Source organism: Halomonas sp. MCCC 1A13316 (assembly GCF_014931605.1).
Taxonomy (GTDB): domain Bacteria; phylum Pseudomonadota; class Gammaproteobacteria; order Pseudomonadales; family Halomonadaceae; genus Halomonas.
The window spans coordinates 2,705,083-2,723,403 of sequence record NZ_CP053382.1; the positions used below are offsets into that span (position 1 = coordinate 2,705,083).

The window sequence follows — 18,321 nt, forward strand, 5'->3', positions numbered from 1 at the left end:
TTCGTTGGTGGAGCCTAGCGGGATCGAACCGCTGACCTCAACACTGCCAGTGTTGCGCTCTCCCAGCTGAGCTAAGGCCCCACACGCCCTCGACCTGCGAGAACGAGGCGTATCGTACCTATCACAGCCAAGCTCGTCAATAGTACGCACGAGAACATGCGCTTCGTTGATAGAAAGCGGGAATCGGGATGCTCGTTCAATTTCCCTTGCCTCATGAGTATGGCAAGCTTGCACCTAAATATGCCGAAGGCTCGGCGATGAAGAGCCTAGCCCCGAGTTCAAGCTCCGCCGCGACTGTCTTTTCGTCGCCGCCAGCTATCCGCAATGACGAGGAATGTCAGTCTTGATCAAGGTGCTCATTGTCGATGACCATCACCTGGTTCGCACCAGTCTCGCTCGCTTGCTCGAGAACGAAGAGGATATAGATGTGCTGGGCGAAGCCGCCAGCGGCGAGGAAGCCATCACCCTATGTCGCGAGCTCGAGCCGGATGTCATTCTCATGGACCTGCGTATGCCAGGTATCGGCGGTCTTGAAGCAACTCGAAAAATCATGCGTAACAATACCGATGTGCGCATTCTGGCCCTTACCGGCTTCATGGAAGACAATTTCGCACAGCGAATGCTCGATGCCGGTGCTGGCGGCTTCATCAGCAAGGACACCCAGGTACCGGACATGGTCGACGCCATCCGCAGCGTATTCGCCGGGCATCGCTACATCAGCCCCGACATCGCGCAGCGCCTGGTCCTCTCGCGTTTCGACTCGGAGGAGAACCCATTCGACAAGCTCTCGCAGCGCGAACTGCAAGTGGCCATGATGATCGTCAACTGCCAGCGGGTCTCGGAAATCTCCGATCGGCTGTTCCTCAGCCCCAAAACCGTCAACACCTATCGCTACCGGATTTTCGAGAAGCTTGGCGTCGAAACCGACGTGGAACTCACCCACTTGGGGCTTAAGCACGGCCTCATTGAAGGATTCGACACCGCCAACTGAAGGCACGCTTCTGGTAACCTATTGCTTCCATGCAAGACAGCCAGAGCGCCATGACCTTCGACCCGAGGCAGTTCCTTGCCAACCTCACGCAAGCCCCCGGCATTTACCGGATGCTGGATGAGCGCGGTGACACCCTCTATGTAGGCAAGGCCAAGCGGCTAAAGGCTCGCCTGGCCAGCTACTTTCGCGGCGCACTCAATACCAAGACCCAGGCCATGGTGTCTCGCATCGCTGACGTCCAGGTCACGGTGACGCGCAGTGAAATCGAGGCCTTGCTGCTCGAGCAGACCTTGATCAAGGAGCTCCGGCCGCCTTACAACATCCTGCTGCGCGACGACAAGTCGTATCCTTTCGTCTTCGTCAGCGATCGCCATCCCTACCCCGCACTCGAGTACAAGCGTGCCCGCAGGCGCCACGACGATGGACGCTACCTCGGCCCTTACCCAAGCAGTGGCGCGGTACGGGAAAGTCTCTCGCTGATGCAGAAGATCTTCCGCATACGCAACTGTGAGGACAGTGTCTTTTCCCATCGCACACGCCCCTGCCTGCAGTACCAGATCCAGCGCTGCAGCGCGCCCTGCGTGGATTACATCAGCGAAGCCGACTATCGGCGCGACCTGGAGCATGCCGTGATGTGTCTCGAAGGCCGCAGCGAGCAGGTCACGCAGGAACTGACCGAGGCCATGGAAGCCGCCAGCCGTGACCTGGCATTCGAGGACGCCGCCCGCTTGCGCGATCAGATCCAGCACCTGCGCCAGCTCCAGCAGCGTCAGTTCGTCGATACCGAAGGCGGCGACGCCGATGTATTTGCCTTGGCCGAACGCGAAGGTGCGCTGTGCATCTCGGTTCTCGCGGTACGTCAGGGGCGACTGCTGGGAGCTCGTCACCACTCGCCAGACAACGGCTTGGGCCTTGAGGCCTCAGAGCTGCTGGGAGAATTCGTCAGCCAGTACTATCTTGGCCAAGGTCGCGAGATTCCTCGCGAAGTGATCAGCAGCCTGCCGCTCCCCGACGACAATATTCTGGAAAGCGCTCTGGGCAGCCGGGCCGAGCGACGCGTACGCGTGACCCACAAGGTCCGCGGCCATCGCAGCCAATGGCTCGAACTGGCACGCACCAACGCCGAGCAGCAATTGGCCAGTCGCCTTGCCAGCCAGAATGAACTCGACCGCCGCTTCGATTCGCTGCAGAAAGCCCTGGCGCTCGAGACGACTATCGAGCGACTCGAATGCTTCGACATCAGCCACAGCCATGGCGAAGCGACAGTAGCCTCATGCGTGGTGTTCGACCGCAATGGCCCGCGGAAGTCGGACTACCGGCGCTTCAATATCGAAGGCGTGACTGCCGGCGACGACTATGCCGCCATGCGCCAGGCGCTGAGCCGGCGCTTTCGCCGCCTCGCCGAGGGTGAAGGACCCACGCCGGACATTTTGCTGCTGGATGGCGGCAAGGGGCAGCTCAATCTGGCACACCAGGTACTGGGCGAGCTGGAACTCGGCAACATCCGTCTGCTTGGCGTGGCCAAGGGCACCACACGCAAGGCCGGCCTCGAAACGCTTTTCATCGAGACCGTCGACCGCACCCTCGACCTGCCGACGGCATCGCCGGCCCTGCACCTGATCCAGCACGTGCGGGACGAGGCCCACCGCTTTGCCATTACCGGGCACCGCAACCGCCGCGACAAGGCCCGCCGCAGCTCCGCGCTGGAAGATATCGAGGGTATCGGCCCCAAGCGCCGCCGGGAGCTGCTGCGATTTTTCGGCGGGCTGCAGGGCGTCAAGCAGGCAAGCCGAGAAGAACTCGCCCGCGTGCCGGGCATCAGCGCCACCTTGGCAGAGACGATTCATCGCTCCCTGCATGGATGATAACGTCCGGTACAGATAGAATGGGGCCCACTTAGGCTTTTCCGTTCCAAGGCAAGGACCCCCCGTCACATGAACATCCCCAACATCCTGACGCTGGCTAGAATCGCCTTCATCCCGCTGCTGGTGGTGTTCTTCTATCTCCCTTATGCCTGGAGCATGCCGGTGGCTGCCGGTCTCTTCGCACTGGCCTCTGTCACCGACTGGCTCGATGGCTACCTGGCACGGCGCTGGAACCAGTCCACTCCTTTCGGCGCTTTTCTCGACCCGGTGGCGGACAAACTGATGGTGGCCGTGGCCCTGGCCCTACTCATCGAGCGCTACGATAGCATCTGGCTGACCTTGCCGGCCCTGGTAATCATCGGACGTGAAATCGTGATCTCGGCGCTACGCGAATGGATGGCCGAGATGGGCAAGCGAGGCAGCGTAGCCGTCTCCTGGCTGGGCAAGGTGAAGACAACGCTGCAGATGGTCGCCCTGCTGCTGCTGCTGGCCTTCGCTCCGGGAACTCAGTTGGCCCTGGTCGGGATTTTCACCCTGCACGTCGCTGCCATCATGACGCTCTGGTCAATGTATATATACTTGCGCGCTGCCTGGCCCCACCTGTCTCGGGCGATGTAGAAGCATGCTCCCGGCGTCATCAAGTGATTGACATTAACGAGCTTATCCGTATAATTCGCTCTCGAGTCGAGCGGGAATAGCTCAGTGGTAGAGCATCGCCTTGCCAAGGCGAGGGTCGGGAGTTCGAATCTCCTTTCCCGCTCCAAACGACTCATAGAGGCTGGATGGCAGAGTGGTCATGCAGCGGACTGCAACTCCGTGTACGCCGGTTCGATTCCGACTCCAGCCTCCATTTCTTGACCCCTTTCAGCTGCCTGCTCGAAACCGTGCCGCCCGGATGGCGAAATTGGTAGACGCAAGAGACTTAAAATCTCTCGGTGGCAACACCGTGCCGGTTCGAGCCCGGCTCCGGGCACCAGGCTCTTCGCTATCCCCTCGCTCCTATCCAGCCGGACACCTTTACGGCATGCTGGCTGTTGCATAACAGGCTTCAGCGAGAACGCGCATGGCTCCTAGCACCCCGACTCGTAGCGAACACGATGTATTGGTGATCGGCGGAGGCGTTGCCGGCCTGACCCTGGCCCTGCACGTCGCCGAGACACGCCGCGTCACCCTGGTGCGTCCTGCCAGCGACGATCAGGGTGCCAGCCGCTGGGCTCAGGGCGGCATTGCCGCCGTACTCTCCCCCCAGGACGACTTCGAGGCCCACGTGGCGGATACGCTGGTGGCCGGCGATGGCCTATGCGACGAGCGGGCCGTGCGCTTCACCGTCGAGCAAGGGCCCACTGCCATCGAGTGGCTATTGTCACTCGGCGTGCCGTTCACTCGCGATGACAGCCCAAGCGCCAGCTACCCCTACCACCTGACTCGGGAAGGCGGTCATGGCGCCCGTCGCATCATCCATGCCGAAGATGCCACCGGGCGTGCCGTGCTCGACACCCTCAAGGCCCATGTCCAGGCACATCCGGCGATCACCATCCGCGACGACCTCGTCGCCATTGGCCTGCTGGCCGACACGGAGAAGCACTGTCGCGGTGCTCGCTGCCTGGACGAGCGCAGCCAGCTACTGGAACTGCTGGCCAGCGATACCGTACTGGCGACCGGCGGCGCCAGTGGCGTCTACCGGCATACCACCAGCCCACACCCGGCCAGCGGCGAAGGCATGATGATGGCGGCCGAGCTGGGAGCCGAGCTGATGAACCTCGAGTTCCAGCAGTTTCACCCTACCTGTCTCTACGACCCGGACGGCCCGCCTTTCCTGATCAGCGAAGCGGTTAGAGGTGAAGGTGGACGGCTTTACAGCACGGACGGTCGACGCTTCATGCTCGCACTGGACGAGCGTGCCGAACTGGCGCCACGCGATATCGTCGCCCGCGCCATCGATGCCGAGATGCAGCGTACCGCCTCACCTCATGTATGGCTCGACGTGACCCATCTCGGTGAGACATCCATTCGCCATCACTTCCCGACCATTCATAGCCACTGCCTGAGCCGCGGGCTGGACATTACTCGACAGCCGATTCCCGTCGTGCCCGCTGCCCACTACAGCTGCGGCGGTATCGCCACCGACCTTGATGGCAGTTCCAGCGTGCCGCACCTGTACGCCATCGGTGAAGTCGCCTGCACGGGGCTGCACGGCGCCAATCGCATGGCCAGCAACTCGCTGTTGGAATGCCTGGTTTACGCGCGCAGCTGTGCCGCCAAGCTGGCACTCAGCCATGCTCCAGCCACGGCGCCGCTGTCAGCAGGCAACTGGGGTGGAAATCAGGTGGCAGCCCAGCAGATCCAGCAGTGGCGCAAGACAATGCGTGACATCATGAGCCGCCACGTGGCGATCGTTCGTCGCGACGCGGGCCTCGATACCGCAGCAAGAGAACTGAGTGAGCTGAGTCGGGAAGTGGAAGCCGTACTCGCCAGCGCTGCACCCAGCGCAGCGCTGGCGAGTCTATGGCATGCCGTCAGGCTGGCCTGCCTGACGGTTCTGGCGGCTCGCCAGCGCCGTGAGTCACGCGGCCTGCACTTCAATCCGGACTGCCAGCCCCATCACCTGTCGCCCCAGCCTTCGAGACTCCACATGGACGACCTTTCGCACCCAGCCTGAGAGCCATTCGAAGCCTCGATCAACGAGCCAAGGCGCGCCGCAACTGTCGCAGCGCAGCAGGCGAAGCGCTATCGGGCCATAGCCAGGCCCGGCGATGTCCGATCTCCAGCGCAATCAGCCAAGGGCCGAGATAGGCGCACCGCAACTCGACGTGAGCGGCCTCGACGGCCGCCGCCGGACGCCATAGCCAGTGCCAGCCGCCGCCGGCTTTGGGCAGCATCTGCAGTTCACCGCGAGCCTGTCCGCGCCAGAGCCACCAACCCAGCGGCAGGAGCCACGCCAGGGCTACCAGCGTCAGCCAGCCGGGAGCATGGACCACCACGTCACCGCTGACCGCCAACCCCAGCAGCCACTGGCTGCCCCATGCCAGCCTAGACGGGACGATGCGGATCGTTGTCGGCGTTCTCGGCATGTTCTTGAATCAGCGTCACGATGCGACGAAATTCCGGGGCGGGCTCATCGCGCTGCATCAGCCAGGCGAAAAGATCCTGATCCTCACCCTCGATGAAGGCACGGTAAGCCGCCTGGTCATCGGCCCCAAGCTGGTCGTAGCAGTGTTCGAGGAAAGGGATCAGCAGCAGGTCGAGTTCCCACATCCCGCGCCGGGAGTGCCAATAGAGCCGCTTGCGCAAGGCAGCGGCATCGGGGGTATTCGCTTCGCTCAACGTCGGCCTCGATGGTTAGGGGAATGAGCATCCAGTATACCGGAGCCGGAAAAATGCGGCAGTGCTTCGACCCGACTTGTCCATTTTTCTTGACCATGGTCGTAGTGCGTTGTTTTATCTCGGTTTGAGCAGTATGCTGACGGAAGAACAAGAATGCCACCCAGGTCCCACCGGACCGGGCAATGCCTGGAGATGACCCGATGACCAAATCCGAGTTGATCGAACAGATCGCCATGCGCCAGCCTGAACTTTCGATCAAGGAAGTCGAATCCGCGGTTCGCCTGATTCTCGACGACATCACCGATACGCTGGCCGAGGGAGGGCGAGTCGAGATCAGGGGATTCGGCAGTTTTTCCTTGCATTACCGGGAGCCACGGGTAGGTCGCAACCCCAAGACCGGCGATCCGGTCGCGCTGGAGGGCAAGTTCGTGCCACACTTCAAGCCTGGCAAGGAGCTCCGCGAGCAGGTCAATGCCAGCCGCGCCCTCGGCTACTAACACTTTCCATTCACAAGGGATAGAAACATGCGTTGGCTCAAAGGCCTGATCCTGGCCATCATTCTGCTGGCGGTTCTGCTTGTCGGCATACTCTTCGCCGTCAACAATCAGCAGACGGTACCGCTCAACCTGATCTGGATGGAGCTACCACCCATATCGCTCTCCGTCTGGCTCCTGACCGCCCTGGTTTGCGGCGTAGTGCTGGGCATGCTGGCGATGACAGGAGTCTGGCTGAGGTTGCGCACCGCGCTGTCACGCACCCAGCGATTGAATCGTCAGCAACGCAAGGAACTCGACCGTCTTCGCGTTCAGGAGCTCAAGGAACTGCCGTAAATGCCAGATGCCCTGCTGCTTGTGCTGCTGGTGGCCGCCGTAGCCATTGGCTGGTGGCTAGGCCGCCGTGAGCGCCAGGGTAGCCATGATCGCGCACCACCGAATACGCTGTCGCGGGACTACTTCGTCGGCTTGAATTATCTGCTCAACGAACAGCCCGATCGCGCCATCGAAACCTTCGTCAATGCGCTGGAAGTCAACAGCGAGACCATCGATACCCACATTACGTTGGGTAATCTGTTCCGCACCCGGGGCGAGGCCGACCGTGCCGTCAAGATCCACCAGAATCTGCTGGCTCGCCCCACCCTGACGGCGCTGCAGAGCGAACAGGTACAGCTCGAGCTGGCACGGGACTTTCTGCACCTGGGATTGTTCGACCGTAGCGAGCGAGTCCTACAGCAACTGGTTCACGATTCCAGCCATGAGGACATTCGTCATGCCGCCAAGCGCCTGTTGGCGGACCTGTTCGATCGCGAGGCAGAGTGGCAAGCCGCCTTCGACGTGGCCTATCCCAACCTGATTCGCCAGCACGAGGACATCCGCCGGGCAGCGGCCCACTGGCTCTGCGAAATGGCCGATCACGAGCGCTGCTCCGCAAGCCCAGGTCTGGCCCGCAAGCACTTGCGCCGGGCGCTATCCATCGACCCGCGCTGCGTGCGCGCCAACCTATTGCTGGCGGCCTTGTCTCAGGACACCGGGCATTATCGTGAGGCCATCCGGACCCTCATGCGCATTCCGGACCAGGACCTGGACATGATGCCGGTTGCGCTGGAACCGCTACATCACGCCTATGCCATGCTGGATGATGAAGCAGGATTGGTGGATTGCCTGGAGCGGCTGCTCGAGCGGGCTCACGTAACCAGCCTGATCATTCTGCTGGCGGAGACTCAGCGCAAGCGCCATGGGCTACAAGTCGCCATCGAGCTGGTCAGCGAGCAGCTCAACCGGGCACCTAGCCTGGGCGCACTCGACTACCTGCTGGATCTCTATCAGCACCAGCAGCAGCAGCAAGGCGCACCCGACAACCGGCTGCAGCTACTCAAGCAACACACCCATACCTTGCTGACAGCCCGGCCCAGACATCGGTGTCAGCGCTGTGGTTTCGCCGGCCAGCCGCTCCACTGGCAGTGCCCCAGTTGCCGCAGTTGGGGCACCACCCGTCCCATTACCGGCATCGAAGGGGAATAAGGGGTTCAGCGCGCGGCCAGTTCCTGCTCGATAGCCCTCAAGGCCACCATCGGATCGTCCGCCTGGGTCACCGGCCTCCCAATCACGAGATGAGTGCTCCCGACCGTCATTGCCTCGCCCGGCGTCATCACACGACGTTGGTCGCCATGCTCGGTACTGCTGGGCCTGATGCCCGGCGTCACCTTGAGGAAGTCGTCGCCACACAGCTCGCGCAAGCTGGCCGCCTCCTGAGCCGAACACACCACACCATCCATGCCGCATTGACGCGCCAGCATGGCCAGCCGTTCGACGTGCTGTGCCGGGCTCGCATCGACGCCCACTTCAGCAAGATCGCTTGCCGACATGCTGGTCAGTACCGTTACGGCAATCAGGTGGGTGGCCAAACCATGGCGATCCAGTCGCTCTCGCGCGGCTTCCATCATTCGCCTGCCACCGCTGGCATGTACGTTGACCATCCATACGCCCTGCTCGGCGGCCGCCTGTACGGCCCCAGCCACGGTGTTCGGGATGTCGTGAAACTTGAGGTCGAGAAAAATCTGGAAGCCACGCCCATGCAGCGCATCGATCACCTCCGGGCCGCTGCGGGTGAACAGCTCCTTGCCCACCTTGACGCGACAGCGCTCGGGATCGAGCCGGTCGGCCAGGCACAGTGCGGCATCGAGAGAGGGATGATCAAGGGCAATGATCAGTGGCGAATCACTAGACACGTTGAGTGCTCCGGCTGCGTGGTCAGTTCGCTCAATTATACCAGTCCCTGACGGTTCACCGTTCTCTTCAGGCTGAACTATGCTCTTACCTAATATGAGTTCGGATGCCGGATTCGCTCAAATCCTCAAAATAGCAAGGAAACGACGACGGCCAGCGCCATGCCCCTGAACTGATGGATCGGGAGGTCTCCATGACAAGTGAACAACGCATAGGCCCCATCGCCTTGACCGACAGCCGCGCCCAGCGGGTGCTGAGTACGCTGCTGGAAGGTTCCGGCGTGACACTCAACGGCGAGGCCCCTTGGGACCCGCAGATCTACCATCCCGATTTCTGCTCGAGAATACTGCGCCAAGGTTCCCTGGGGCTGGGGGAGTCGTTCATGGACGGCTGGTGGGAGTGCGAACAGATCGATGAGTTGGCCTGCCGCCTGCTTCAGCACGGTCTGGGAGAGCGGGCTCGCCCGCCTGCGGATCGCATCATGTATCGCCTCCAGGCTGGGCTGCTCAACCTGCAGAGCAAAGCCCGCGCCTACATCGTCGGCGAGGCCCACTACGACCTGGGAAACGACCTGTTCGAGCGCATGCTGGATCCGACCATGTGCTACTCCTGCGGCTACTGGAAGGAAGCCAGGACGCTCCACGAAGCCCAGCTTGCCAAGCTCGAGCTGGCTTGTCGCAAGCTCGAACTACGCCCCGGCATGCATGTGCTCGACATCGGCTGTGGCTGGGGCAGCTTCGCCGAATACGCAGCCCGCCATTACGGTGTCTCGGTCACCGGTATCACCATCTCACGCGAACAGGCGGAGCTGGCCAGACAGCGCTGTGCCGGCTTGCCCGTCGAGATCGAGCTCAAGGACTACCGCGAGTTGACCGGTTGTTATGATCGCATCGTCTCCATCGGCATGTTCGAGCATGTGGGTCATCGCAACTACGAAGTCTACTTCCAGACCGTCGAACGACTGCTGGCCGAATACGGCTTGTTCCTGCTGCATACCATAGGCTCGAATCACTCAGAGATCAGCGTCGACCCATGGATCGACCGTTATATCTTCCCCAATGGAGTCCTGCCATCGGCGCGCCATATCGCCGATGCCAGCGAGAGTCTGCTTCTGATGGAGGACTGGCACAACTTCGGCCCCGACTACGACAGAACGCTGATGGCCTGGCGCGACAACTTCGACACCCACTGGCACGAGATCGCAGATCGCTACAGCCAGCGCACCGAGCGCATGTTCCGCTATTACCTGTCGGTGTGCGCCGGCGCCTTCCGTGCCCGTGACCTTCAGCTCTGGCAGGTGGTCTTCTCGCGCGGTAGAAGGGCGCGCTACGACGCACCACGATGAGATCAACGCTGTGTGCGTCTTATTCTTACAAGCTATATAGACAATCTCTTACAGCTTCTGCTAGATGATTTACGTACCGTTACAACGTATATTAGTCATTCACCCAACGGCTCCCTTCTGAAGGCAGGCGGCTTCCCGCTGATAGCGTGACGAGGCATCGAGCCGATACATAACAACACCAGGACTCATGCCTGTGCGCAGCAGGCCACAAGGGATGCCCGCATGCCTGATGAGAATGCCATGACGGGAGGGGAGCTGAACGAGCCGATCAGCATGCGTGACTTCACGGAACGCCTGCCCGGCGTTGTTTTTCAGTTTCATCGTGACCATCACGGACACATGCATTTCCCCTACCTGGCCGGAAGCGGCACCGGCCTGCCAGGAATCGACCGCGACGCCTTGAATCAGGACGCTCGCCATTTGCTCGATCGGCTGGACGAGGAGGATTACCCGCGCGTGATGGCTGCCATCGAACGCTCGGCTCGCTGGCGCATTCCCATCGCCACCAAGTTCCGCATACGCCTGTCGAGCCAGCGTTGTTGTTGGGTGGCGCTGCGTGCCCAGCCGGAAGATGCACAGACCGGTGTGCTCTGGTACGGCCTGATGATCGACATTACCGAGCAAATGGCTGAGGAGGCCAGGCTACGCCGGCTGTCCGATACCGATGACCTGACCGGTCTGGCCAATCGCCGTAGGTTGATGACTCGGCTGGAGGAAGAGATTGCCAGAAGCAATCGTCATGGTAGCCCGCTCTCCCTGATGCTGATCGACCTGGATCACTTCAAGCGGATCAACGACACTTGGGGTCATCTGCAAGGCGACCTGGTTCTTGCCGAGTTTGCCACTATCTGCCAACAACTACTGAGGGAAGAAGATGTCGTGGGCCGACTCGGGGGGGAAGAGTTCGCCGTGATACTGCCATTGACCCCATTGGTAGCCAGCCGTCCTTTGGCCGAGCGGCTGCGCCGTGCCATCGCCGAGCACAATTTCGGTATCGATGCCGGTCAGGTCACGGCCAGTATCGGTCTTGCCGAATATCGCCTGGGTGAGCCAAGAGATACCTTGATCGACAGGGCTGACCGCAGCCTTTACGCGGCCAAGCATCAAGGGCGCAACCGTGTCGTCAGCGGCTGATTGCCCTTCGCGGGTGCCATCAGCCGAGTGGCAGATTTCCCATGGCAATGGCATCATGGATAAGTAACGGGCCAAGCGGGAACGAGCCCTGGCTTTGCACGAATATCCTAATTTGCTGCCAGAACCATGAGGTGACGAAATCAATGTTCGAAAATATTGAGCGGGTTCCCGGGGACGCCATCCTCGGCCTGATCGAGGCCTTCAAGAAGGATACCAATCCGGAGAAGGTCGATCTCGGCGTCGGCGTCTATAGGGATGCCCAGGGCAACACCCCGGTGATGCGCGCCGTCAAGGAAGCCGAGGCCCTGCTGCTCAAGAACGAAACCACCAAAACGTATATCGGCTCCCATGGCGCACCCGAGTACGGCGAAGTCATCCTGCCGATGGTGCTGGGCGCAGGCTCACCGGTGCTTGAGGCCGGCCGCGCCAGCGCGACACAATCACCGGGCGGCACCGGCGCGCTGCGCCTGGCTGCGGACTTCATCAGCACCCAGCTACCCGGCAAGGGAATCTGGGTCAGCAACCCCACCTGGCCGAACCATCACGGTATTTTTACCGCTGCTGGCATCGAGCTCCACAAGTATCCTTATGTCGACGCCGAGAATCGCCTCGATTTCGACGGTATGCTGGCCGCGGTCAAGCAGATCCCCGCCGGCGACGTCATCGTGCTGCACGCCTGCTGCCATAATCCCACCGGCTTCGATCTCTCCCGCGAGCAATGGCAGCAGATCCTCGAAGTGATCCGTGAGCGCAGCCTGCTGCCTCTGGTCGACTTTGCCTATCAGGGCTTCGGCGAGGGTCTCGACGAGGACGCCTATGGCGTTCGCCTGTTGGCCGAAAGCCTCGACGAGGTGATAATTACCAGTTCTTGCTCGAAGAACTTCGGCATCTACTGCGAGCGTACTGGCTGCCTGATCATGGTGGCGAAGAACAATGAGCAGATGGAGAACGTTCGCTCGCAGGTAGCCATCGTCGCCCGCGAGAATTACTCCAATCCGCCGGCTCATGGCGGTGCCATCGTCAGCGAGATACTGCACTCCGCCGAACTGGCCGCCATTTGGCGCGAGGAGCTCACGGAAATGCGCGACCGCATCAACACCTTGCGCCGCGATTTCGTCGAAGCACTGAAACCCTACGGGCTCGACCAGAAATATGCCTGCGTTGCCGAGCAGCGTGGCATGTTCTCCTATACCGGCCTGCAGCCGGAGCAGGTCGATCGCCTGCGCGATGAGTTCGGTATCTACATGGTACGTTCAGGCCGGGCCAACGTGGCTGGCTTCTCCCATGAGAACCTGCCCTACCTGGCCAAGGCTATTGCGGCAGTCAACTGACCGAGCCTAGCAAGACTAACAACGCTGCGCCCCGGCACATGCCGGGGCGCAGCGTTGTCCCCTTAGTTGGCCCGCGTCCTCACTTCTTGTAGCCACCCAGCACAGGGCGAATATTTTCGATCAGGTAGCGATCGTCGAACCCGGCCTCCTGCGTCAACGCCTCCAGGTCCGGAAACGTCACCACGTGGCGATTACGAGTGACCAGACCATCTTCGCTCAGGGCGCTAAACGTACGGCTGATATGCACAGGGCTTAGCCCCAGCAGATCAGCAAGGATTTCCTGTGACATCGGCAAGCGAATGCTATCGCTGCCGTGTGCATGGGTCTGCTTGAGGCGCTGGTAGATTTCCAATAGAAAGTGAGCCAGTTTCTGGCGAGCATTACGGCGAGCCAGGTTGACCAGGCGCTCTGTGATCAAGATCTGTTGACGGCTGGCTACGGCAAACAGTATCGAAGTCAGGGTAAAAGAAAGACGAAAAATGTTGACGAGATTGCAGTGAGGAAAGAAGCAGACTTCGCCATCCTCGACCATCTGCACGCCGGCCAGGCGCTGAGAGAAGGCAAATTCCCGCAGCCCGATGATATCGCCCGGCAGGTAGATCTCGAGTATCTGTCGCGTACCGTTTTCCAGGTTTCGATAAGAGAACGCCCAGCCAGCCTTGAGAGTACAGAATTCACTAGCAACATCCCGCTCCTCCCACAACACGGTGCCAGCCCGCACCGGCGTGGCGCTATCTTCGAGAGCGCTCAGCAGTGCTTTGTCCTCTTCGGATAACGGACTGTAATAACTGAAATGGCGGACTACACAGCTCTCGTCTGAGCTCATTGATACTCCCCCTTCGATACGGGCCAAAGCCCTTGCTTCGACATGACACCCAAGCAACCCTGGGTGCTTCCAACGCAATCCGCCATGCTCTGGCGACCTGACACAGGCCAGGGCCAAGCACGACTACGACAAAGGCAGACTTGACCAATCAGTCAGACCGAAGCCAAACTGGCCCTGCCTTGACTACAACCCCAACACACAAGAGGCTCATCATGGCGGCTTCCCCTGTGCACTACCCTTGGTACAAGAAGGAGGACACCGATGCCTTCTTCGCCCTCTTCCAGAACAATATCGCGAACTTCGTCATCATTGCCATCAGCATGCTGGGCATGGGCTTCCCCGCCTCCATCGTATTCGGCCAGGTACTGCCGGGGGCAGCGGTGGCGGTAATGGTGGGCAATTTCTACTATGCCTGGAGCGCGGCTCGCCTGGCACGCAAGGAGAACCGCGCGGATGTCACCGCCCTCTCCTACGGTATCTCCACACCGGTCATGTTCGTCTTCCTGTTCGGCGTGCTGCTACCCGCGAAGCAGCTTACCGGCGATGCCGAACTGGCCTGGAAGGTGGCCGTTGCGGCCTGCTTCATCAGCGGCGCCATCGAGGTAGCCGTGAGCCTGATCGGCCGCTGGGTTCAGTACCATCTTCCCAGGGCCGCCATGCTCGGCGCCGTGGCTGGCGTGGCACTGACCTTCATTGCCGGCGAGATGCTGTTCAAGACCCTGGAGATGCCAGTGGTCGGTCTGCTGGTGCTGGCAATTATCATCGTCGGACTGGTGGCACGGGTCAGCATGCCTTTCCGTCTACCCACTTCACTGTTTGCCATCGTCATCGGTACCGCCATGGCCTACCTGATCGGCGATGCCGGCGGCGAGCGCTTCAGTGACGCCTTCACCCACCTCGGTTTCTACCCGCTGTTGCCCAACCTGGCTTGGTTCGAGGGGCTGGGGCTGCTATTCACCGGCATGCTGGCGGTGCTTACCGTGGTCCTGCCGATAACGCTGTACAACGCCATAGAGACCATGAACAACGTCGAGGCGATGGAAGCCGCCGGAGACAAGTACGACGTGCGCGAGTGCCAGGCCGTGGATGGCGCCGGCACCATGCTCGGCGCCCTGTTCGGTGGCGTCTTCCCCACCACTGTGTATATCGCCACCGTCGGAGCGAAATGGATGGGCGCGGGCCGAGGTTACAGCATACTCAACGGGGCGGTCTATGCCTTGGCCACCATGTTCGGCCTGATCGCCGCCCTGGCCGCCATCATTCCAGTCTCGGTAGTTGCCCCCATCCTCGTCTTCGTCGGCATGTCGATGATCGCCACTGCCTTTCAGAGCAACGACACCCGTTACTACCCTGCCGTGGCACTGGCCATGCTGCCCTACTTCGCCAACTACGTGATGACCCGCTTCAATCGCGGCGCCGGTGAGGTCGTGGCGGACATCTCAGGCGGTATCGTCGCCATGGGCCAGGGCGCCATGTTCATGGCCATCTTCATCGGCGCCATGACCGTCTCAGTCATCGATCATCAGTTCCGTCGAGCGGCCATCTTCGCCGCGGTGGCGGCCGCCTTCTCCTTCGTCGGTCTGATGCATGCGCCGGAACTGGCCCTGAACGCTGCCTGGGATTTCACCCTTGGTTACCTGGTGATGGGCATCCTGTTCCTGTACTTTGCCTGGCAGCAAGAAAAGTTGGCAGCACCTCACGGTTCCTCTTCGCGGCCTGCTGCAACCACGCAACCGCCTGCCGTTGACTGAGGCAACAAACACCGTGGGGTGCAGCAGCGCCCCACGGTACTTCGTTCTGCATCATCTACGGTGATGGTTGTCGAGCCAGGGGTCAGTTGGCGTCGATGGCGCCCTCGACTTCCGTCTCACTCTCGGCAGTTCCCCTGATACGATCACGGTTATCTTCGATCCGATCCTGGGCAGGCTCAGCGGTTCGCTCCATCGCGCGATCCAACCCTGGGGCTTTCGTACGGCTGTCGGCGTTGGCCTCAGTTTCAACGCCCGCCTCCAGCTCTGATTCCTCGCCGAACTCCTCCGTGGACTCTGCCTCCACATCGCTCTCGACGTCAGGATCACTATCTAGGCTACCTTCGGTATCGGCATCTCCATCGAGACCACTTTCGGTATCGCCGTCGGTGTCGACGTCAAGACTGCCTTCGGCTTCGCCATCCAGGCCACCATCGGCACTGCCATCGACATCGCCTTCGGCTCCTCCATCCAGGCCACCATCGGCACTGCCACCGACATCGCCTTCGGCTCCTCCATCGAGGCCACCATCGGCACTGCCACCGACATCGCCTTCGGCTCCTCCATCAAGGCCACCATCAGCACTACCGCCGACACTGCCCTCGGCACCTCCATCCAGGCCACCACCGGCTTCGCCGGCCTGGGCCAGCAGCATGGTAGAAGACTCACTGGTCACACCTACCGCATGAAAGTTGCCGCTCTGCTGCCCTTCGGGCTCGGCATGAGCGGTCGCGCCGGCCAGACCGGCAAAAATCAGAGCTATACTGGCAGTCAGTGTCTTGAGCTTCATAGCGCCTCCTTGGCCCATTTCCTTGGGCTATTCCGGTGAGACTCCTCATGAGCGGCTCATCAGCGATACCGCTCGTCACTCACCTGCGAGAGGTATGCCACGAGAGAAAAACTGACTGGAAAATATGCAGTTATAAGAGAACGCTGTTTTATTAATAGCGCTTACCACTCACCTTCACGCCATTAACTGTCGCAACGAAGCAACAGAAACCGGAGAAAAATCGGAGAGAAATCGCGCAGAATGACGATTTGAGGAGGAATAACCCTGTCTGCTTTCCACGACACGGATATGCGGGAAACAAGTACAAGGAGGACAAGCGGAGGGAATACAGCGGCTCCCAGCAAGGAAGCCGCTGCCGGAGAGTTACTTATTGGGTTGGCTGGGCCGGCTGCCCCTCTTGCTGCTGCATCTGATTCTGAAGATCTTGCATCTGTTGCTGCTGCTGAGCGATCGCATCATCCAACTGCTGACGCTGCTCCTCAGTGAATACCGATTCGATGCGTGACTGGAGCAATACCGTCTCGGCCGTGATCTCACCGGTCAGATCACCCAGCCGTGAGGCATCCTCACGAATGAGGTCTTCATCGTAATCGGGCCCGACATAATCGCCGAGGCGCGCCTGGAGCGCCTGTGCCTCCTGCTCCTTGGGTGCCAGCTGACTCTCAGCCTCGTCCAGCAGGCTACGAATCTCCTGCTGCTGGTTCTCGTCCAGATCGAGCAACTGATCGAGTTGATCCACCTGATCCCCCTGAGGCGGTGCCTGCATCTGCTGTGCCGATGCTACGCCGACGATTCCCAGGGTAAGTGTGATCGTTGCCAGAAACTTGGTGAGCTTCATTACTTACTCCATTCCATCAGAGTTGCTTTCATGGCCCGAACCGGTCGAGCCACTACGTCCTAACCCTGACAGCGGAACAAGCGTCAGGTTCGCTCACGAGGCAAAAGTTTCGACTCGGTGTCGGCATCAGCTCCACTTCGTGCCAGCATGCGGCGCATCAGTTGCCAAGCGGCCATCCCAGCCAGCAGGTTGCCAAAAGCCGCCCCCATGGCGAGCCCCGGCAAGCCACCAAGCACAGCACCCAACCAGAGAAACGGGAGATAGCACAGGAACAGCCTCGCCGTGGACATCAGCATGGCATGTAGCGGCCAACCCAACGCATTGCCAGCGGAGACCACCAGCATACAGACACCAAGAGCGGCATAACTCGGCAGCAAGAAACGGATCAGCAGCGTCAAGTCGTCTCGCACGTCAGGACTGCCCGCCAGCAGATGAGAAGCCCATGGGGCGAGCAGAGCCAATACCAGGCCCAAGGTGAGTTGCCATCCCACCACGATCCTCAATGCCAGCCGCACCAGTTGCCGGACCTGCGCCCAGTCGCCAGCGCCGTAGCAACGCCCCAGCCATGGCGGCAGCGACATGGTCATGGCCAGTACCACCACCAGAGTCAGCGTTTCAAGCCGGCTCGCAAGTCCCCATGCGGCCACGCTTGATTCCCCCAATTTCGCCACCACCGAGATGGCAAGCATTGACGCCAACGGCGGCATCAACTGGCTGACCATGGCCGGTCCGGCAATACCGACAAAGGGACGTGCCGAGCCAGCCAGCTCCCGCCTGAGCCCCTCACGCGCCAGCCAATCATTTTGTCCCAGCCGTTTGGCAACCAGCAGCAGCCCGCAGCCAAAGGCAATAACCGTGGCCCAGGCTGCCCCGGGGAGACCAAGCCCCGCCCAGGGCCCCACACCGAAAATAAAAAGCGGATCAAGCAGCAGGTTGAACAAGCTGGTAATCACCATGATCTTGCCGGGTAGCCGCGTATCGCCATGGGCACGAAACAGGCTATAGACGAAGTAGAGAACTGCCCCCAGCCAGGCTGCCAGCAACTGAGGCGTCCAATAATCGCGGATCAGCTCGCGCGTTGCCTCGTCGGCACCCAGGCGGGAGAAAATTGCCGTCTGGGTCCACCACAGCACGAACGCTAGCAGAGCGAGGGTCACACTACCGACCATCAGAACCAGCGAGCCAAGACGCCGCGCCCTGGCTGTCTCACCGGCGCCCAAGGCGCGCGAGATCAGTGCTGCGATGGCGATGCCAAGCCCGACCTGAACGCCGATGATGAGGAAGGTCAGCGGAAAGGTGAACGACTGCGCCGCCAACGGCGCAGTACCCAGGCGAGCGACGAAGGCACTGTCCACCAGTTGGAAGCCGAGCAGCGCCAACACCCCGATGGCCATCGGCCAAGTCTG

General features: G+C 61.0%; 18 protein-coding genes and 4 tRNA genes. 14 read left to right on the plus strand and 8 right to left on the minus strand.

The annotated features are described in order from the left end of the window. Positions 1–5: 5 nt before the first annotated feature. Positions 6–81 (minus strand) — tRNA-Ala (locus HNO52_RS12480). Positions 82–343: 262 nt separating this feature from the next. Between HNO52_RS12480 and uvrY the strand changes: the two genes are divergently transcribed. The 7 genes from uvrY (at position 344) to nadB (ending at position 5,515) form a co-directional block, all read left to right on the plus strand. Continuing rightward, positions 344–991 (plus strand): UvrY/SirA/GacA family response regulator transcription factor, encoded by a 648-nt coding sequence (gene uvrY, locus HNO52_RS12485; RefSeq protein WP_197569221.1) that lies wholly within the window; start codon positions 344–346, stop codon positions 989–991. Between the two features lie 50 nt (positions 992–1,041). Further along, positions 1,042–2,856, plus strand: a complete 1,815-nt coding sequence (gene uvrC, locus HNO52_RS12490; protein WP_232090810.1) for an excinuclease ABC subunit UvrC — start codon at positions 1,042–1,044, stop codon at positions 2,854–2,856. A 69-nt stretch (positions 2,857–2,925) separates the two neighbouring features. Continuing rightward, complete coding sequence (gene pgsA, locus HNO52_RS12495; RefSeq protein WP_197565620.1) at positions 2,926–3,474, plus strand: CDP-diacylglycerol--glycerol-3-phosphate 3-phosphatidyltransferase; 549 nt, start codon at positions 2,926–2,928, stop codon at positions 3,472–3,474. A 70-nt stretch (positions 3,475–3,544) separates the two neighbouring features. Beyond that, positions 3,545–3,619 (plus strand) — tRNA-Gly (locus HNO52_RS12500). A gap of 13 nt (positions 3,620–3,632) precedes the next feature. Continuing rightward, positions 3,633–3,706, plus strand: a tRNA-Cys gene (locus HNO52_RS12505). A 39-nt stretch (positions 3,707–3,745) separates the two neighbouring features. Beyond that, positions 3,746–3,832 (plus strand) — tRNA-Leu (locus HNO52_RS12510). Positions 3,833–3,919: 87 nt separating this feature from the next. After that, positions 3,920–5,515 (plus strand): L-aspartate oxidase, encoded by a 1,596-nt coding sequence (gene nadB, locus HNO52_RS12515; protein WP_197565621.1) that lies wholly within the window; start codon positions 3,920–3,922, stop codon positions 5,513–5,515. 19 nt (positions 5,516–5,534) lie between these two features. Here the strand turns inward: nadB and HNO52_RS12520 are convergent, their stop codons facing one another. Further along, positions 5,535–5,927: a hypothetical protein gene (locus HNO52_RS12520; protein ID WP_197565622.1), complete on the minus strand. Its 393-nt coding sequence runs from the start codon at positions 5,925–5,927 to the stop codon at positions 5,535–5,537. Then, a complete protein-coding gene (locus tag HNO52_RS12525; RefSeq protein WP_197565623.1) occupies positions 5,887–6,180 on the minus strand; it encodes an FAD assembly factor SdhE in 294 nt (97 codons plus the stop codon). Before HNO52_RS12525 ends, HNO52_RS12520 begins: the two co-directional genes overlap by 41 nt. A gap of 200 nt (positions 6,181–6,380) precedes the next feature. On the opposite strand from HNO52_RS12525, the gene HNO52_RS12530 reads away from it, so the two are divergent. The 3 genes from HNO52_RS12530 to lapB are packed head-to-tail and all read left to right on the plus strand — an operon-like array spanning position 6,381 to position 8,198. Beyond that, a complete protein-coding gene (locus HNO52_RS12530; protein ID WP_010629003.1) occupies positions 6,381–6,677 on the plus strand; it encodes an integration host factor subunit beta in 297 nt (98 codons plus the stop codon). A 27-nt stretch (positions 6,678–6,704) separates the two neighbouring features. Then, the gene (locus HNO52_RS12535) at positions 6,705–7,010 is read left to right on the plus strand and encodes a LapA family protein (RefSeq protein WP_197565624.1); all 306 of its coding nucleotides are present in this window, start codon (positions 6,705–6,707) and stop codon (positions 7,008–7,010) included. After that, positions 7,011–8,198, plus strand: a complete 1,188-nt coding sequence (gene lapB, locus HNO52_RS12540; RefSeq protein WP_197565625.1) for a lipopolysaccharide assembly protein LapB — start codon at positions 7,011–7,013, stop codon at positions 8,196–8,198. Positions 8,199–8,203: 5 nt separating this feature from the next. On the opposite strand, the gene pyrF is transcribed toward lapB, so the two are convergent. Beyond that, positions 8,204–8,905, minus strand: coding sequence for an orotidine-5'-phosphate decarboxylase (gene pyrF, locus HNO52_RS12545; protein ID WP_197565626.1), 702 nt, complete (start codon positions 8,903–8,905; stop codon positions 8,204–8,206). Between the two features lie 191 nt (positions 8,906–9,096). Here pyrF and cfa point away from each other — a divergent pair, with 191 nt between their 5' ends. The 3 genes from cfa to HNO52_RS12560 all read left to right on the plus strand — a co-directional run bounded on the left by cfa (position 9,097) and on the right by HNO52_RS12560 (position 12,713). Then, positions 9,097–10,248 (plus strand): cyclopropane fatty acyl phospholipid synthase, encoded by a 1,152-nt coding sequence (gene cfa, locus HNO52_RS12550; RefSeq protein ID WP_197565627.1) that lies wholly within the window; start codon positions 9,097–9,099, stop codon positions 10,246–10,248. 222 nt (positions 10,249–10,470) lie between these two features. After that, positions 10,471–11,382 carry a GGDEF domain-containing protein gene (locus tag HNO52_RS12555; protein WP_197565628.1) on the plus strand — a complete coding sequence of 304 codons (912 nt, stop codon included), beginning with the start codon at positions 10,471–10,473 and terminating at the stop codon, positions 11,380–11,382. Positions 11,383–11,525: 143 nt separating this feature from the next. After that, a complete protein-coding gene (locus tag HNO52_RS12560) occupies positions 11,526–12,713 on the plus strand; it encodes an amino acid aminotransferase (protein ID WP_197565629.1) in 1,188 nt (395 codons plus the stop codon). Positions 12,714–12,792: 79 nt separating this feature from the next. Here HNO52_RS12560 and HNO52_RS12565 read toward each other — a convergent pair whose 3' ends face one another. Further along, on the minus strand, positions 12,793–13,539 hold the full coding sequence (locus HNO52_RS12565) for a Crp/Fnr family transcriptional regulator (RefSeq protein ID WP_197565630.1): 747 nt from the start codon (positions 13,537–13,539) through the stop codon (positions 12,793–12,795). Between the two features lie 212 nt (positions 13,540–13,751). On the opposite strand from HNO52_RS12565, the gene HNO52_RS12570 reads away from it, so the two are divergent. Next, complete coding sequence (locus HNO52_RS12570; protein ID WP_197565631.1) at positions 13,752–15,290, plus strand: NCS2 family permease; 1,539 nt, start codon at positions 13,752–13,754, stop codon at positions 15,288–15,290. A gap of 82 nt (positions 15,291–15,372) precedes the next feature. On the opposite strand, the gene HNO52_RS12575 is transcribed toward HNO52_RS12570, so the two are convergent. From HNO52_RS12575 to HNO52_RS12585, 3 genes are all read right to left on the minus strand, one after another. Then, positions 15,373–16,077: a hypothetical protein gene (locus HNO52_RS12575; RefSeq protein ID WP_197565632.1), complete on the minus strand. Its 705-nt coding sequence runs from the start codon at positions 16,075–16,077 to the stop codon at positions 15,373–15,375. Positions 16,078–16,444: 367 nt separating this feature from the next. Next, complete coding sequence (locus HNO52_RS12580; RefSeq protein WP_197565633.1) at positions 16,445–16,915, minus strand: Spy/CpxP family protein refolding chaperone; 471 nt, start codon at positions 16,913–16,915, stop codon at positions 16,445–16,447. A gap of 83 nt (positions 16,916–16,998) precedes the next feature. After that, complete coding sequence (locus HNO52_RS12585) at positions 16,999–18,309, minus strand: MATE family efflux transporter (protein WP_197565634.1); 1,311 nt, start codon at positions 18,307–18,309, stop codon at positions 16,999–17,001. Positions 18,310–18,321 lie beyond the last annotated feature (12 nt).

Bases quoted from the DNA above. Each gene is read 5' to 3' on its own strand.
- HNO52_RS12575 (WP_197565632.1), bottom strand. From the start codon at position 16,077: ATGAAGCTCAAGACACTGACTGCCAGTATAGCTCTGATTTTTGCCGGT.
- HNO52_RS12535 (WP_197565624.1), top strand. From the start codon at position 6,705: ATGCGTTGGCTCAAAGGCCTGATCCTGGCCATCATTCTGCTGGCGGTT.
- HNO52_RS12565 (WP_197565630.1), bottom strand. From the start codon at position 13,539: ATGAGCTCAGACGAGAGCTGTGTAGTCCGCCATTTCAGTTATTACAGT.
- HNO52_RS12560 (WP_197565629.1), top strand. From the start codon at position 11,526: ATGTTCGAAAATATTGAGCGGGTTCCCGGGGACGCCATCCTCGGCCTG.
- HNO52_RS12520 (WP_197565622.1), bottom strand. From the start codon at position 5,927: ATGCCGAGAACGCCGACAACGATCCGCATCGTCCCGTCTAGGCTGGCA.
- HNO52_RS12530 (WP_010629003.1), top strand. From the start codon at position 6,381: ATGACCAAATCCGAGTTGATCGAACAGATCGCCATGCGCCAGCCTGAA.
- HNO52_RS12580 (WP_197565633.1), bottom strand. From the start codon at position 16,915: ATGAAGCTCACCAAGTTTCTGGCAACGATCACACTTACCCTGGGAATC.
- uvrC (WP_232090810.1), top strand. From the start codon at position 1,042: ATGACCTTCGACCCGAGGCAGTTCCTTGCCAACCTCACGCAAGCCCCC.
- cfa (WP_197565627.1), top strand. From the start codon at position 9,097: ATGACAAGTGAACAACGCATAGGCCCCATCGCCTTGACCGACAGCCGC.
- nadB (WP_197565621.1), top strand. From the start codon at position 3,920: ATGGCTCCTAGCACCCCGACTCGTAGCGAACACGATGTATTGGTGATC.
- HNO52_RS12555 (WP_197565628.1), top strand. From the start codon at position 10,471: ATGCCTGATGAGAATGCCATGACGGGAGGGGAGCTGAACGAGCCGATC.
- HNO52_RS12585 (WP_197565634.1), bottom strand. From the start codon at position 18,309: ATGGCCATCGGGGTGTTGGCGCTGCTCGGCTTCCAACTGGTGGACAGT.
- pgsA (WP_197565620.1), top strand. From the start codon at position 2,926: ATGAACATCCCCAACATCCTGACGCTGGCTAGAATCGCCTTCATCCCG.
- HNO52_RS12570 (WP_197565631.1), top strand. From the start codon at position 13,752: ATGGCGGCTTCCCCTGTGCACTACCCTTGGTACAAGAAGGAGGACACC.
- lapB (WP_197565625.1), top strand. From the start codon at position 7,011: ATGCCAGATGCCCTGCTGCTTGTGCTGCTGGTGGCCGCCGTAGCCATT.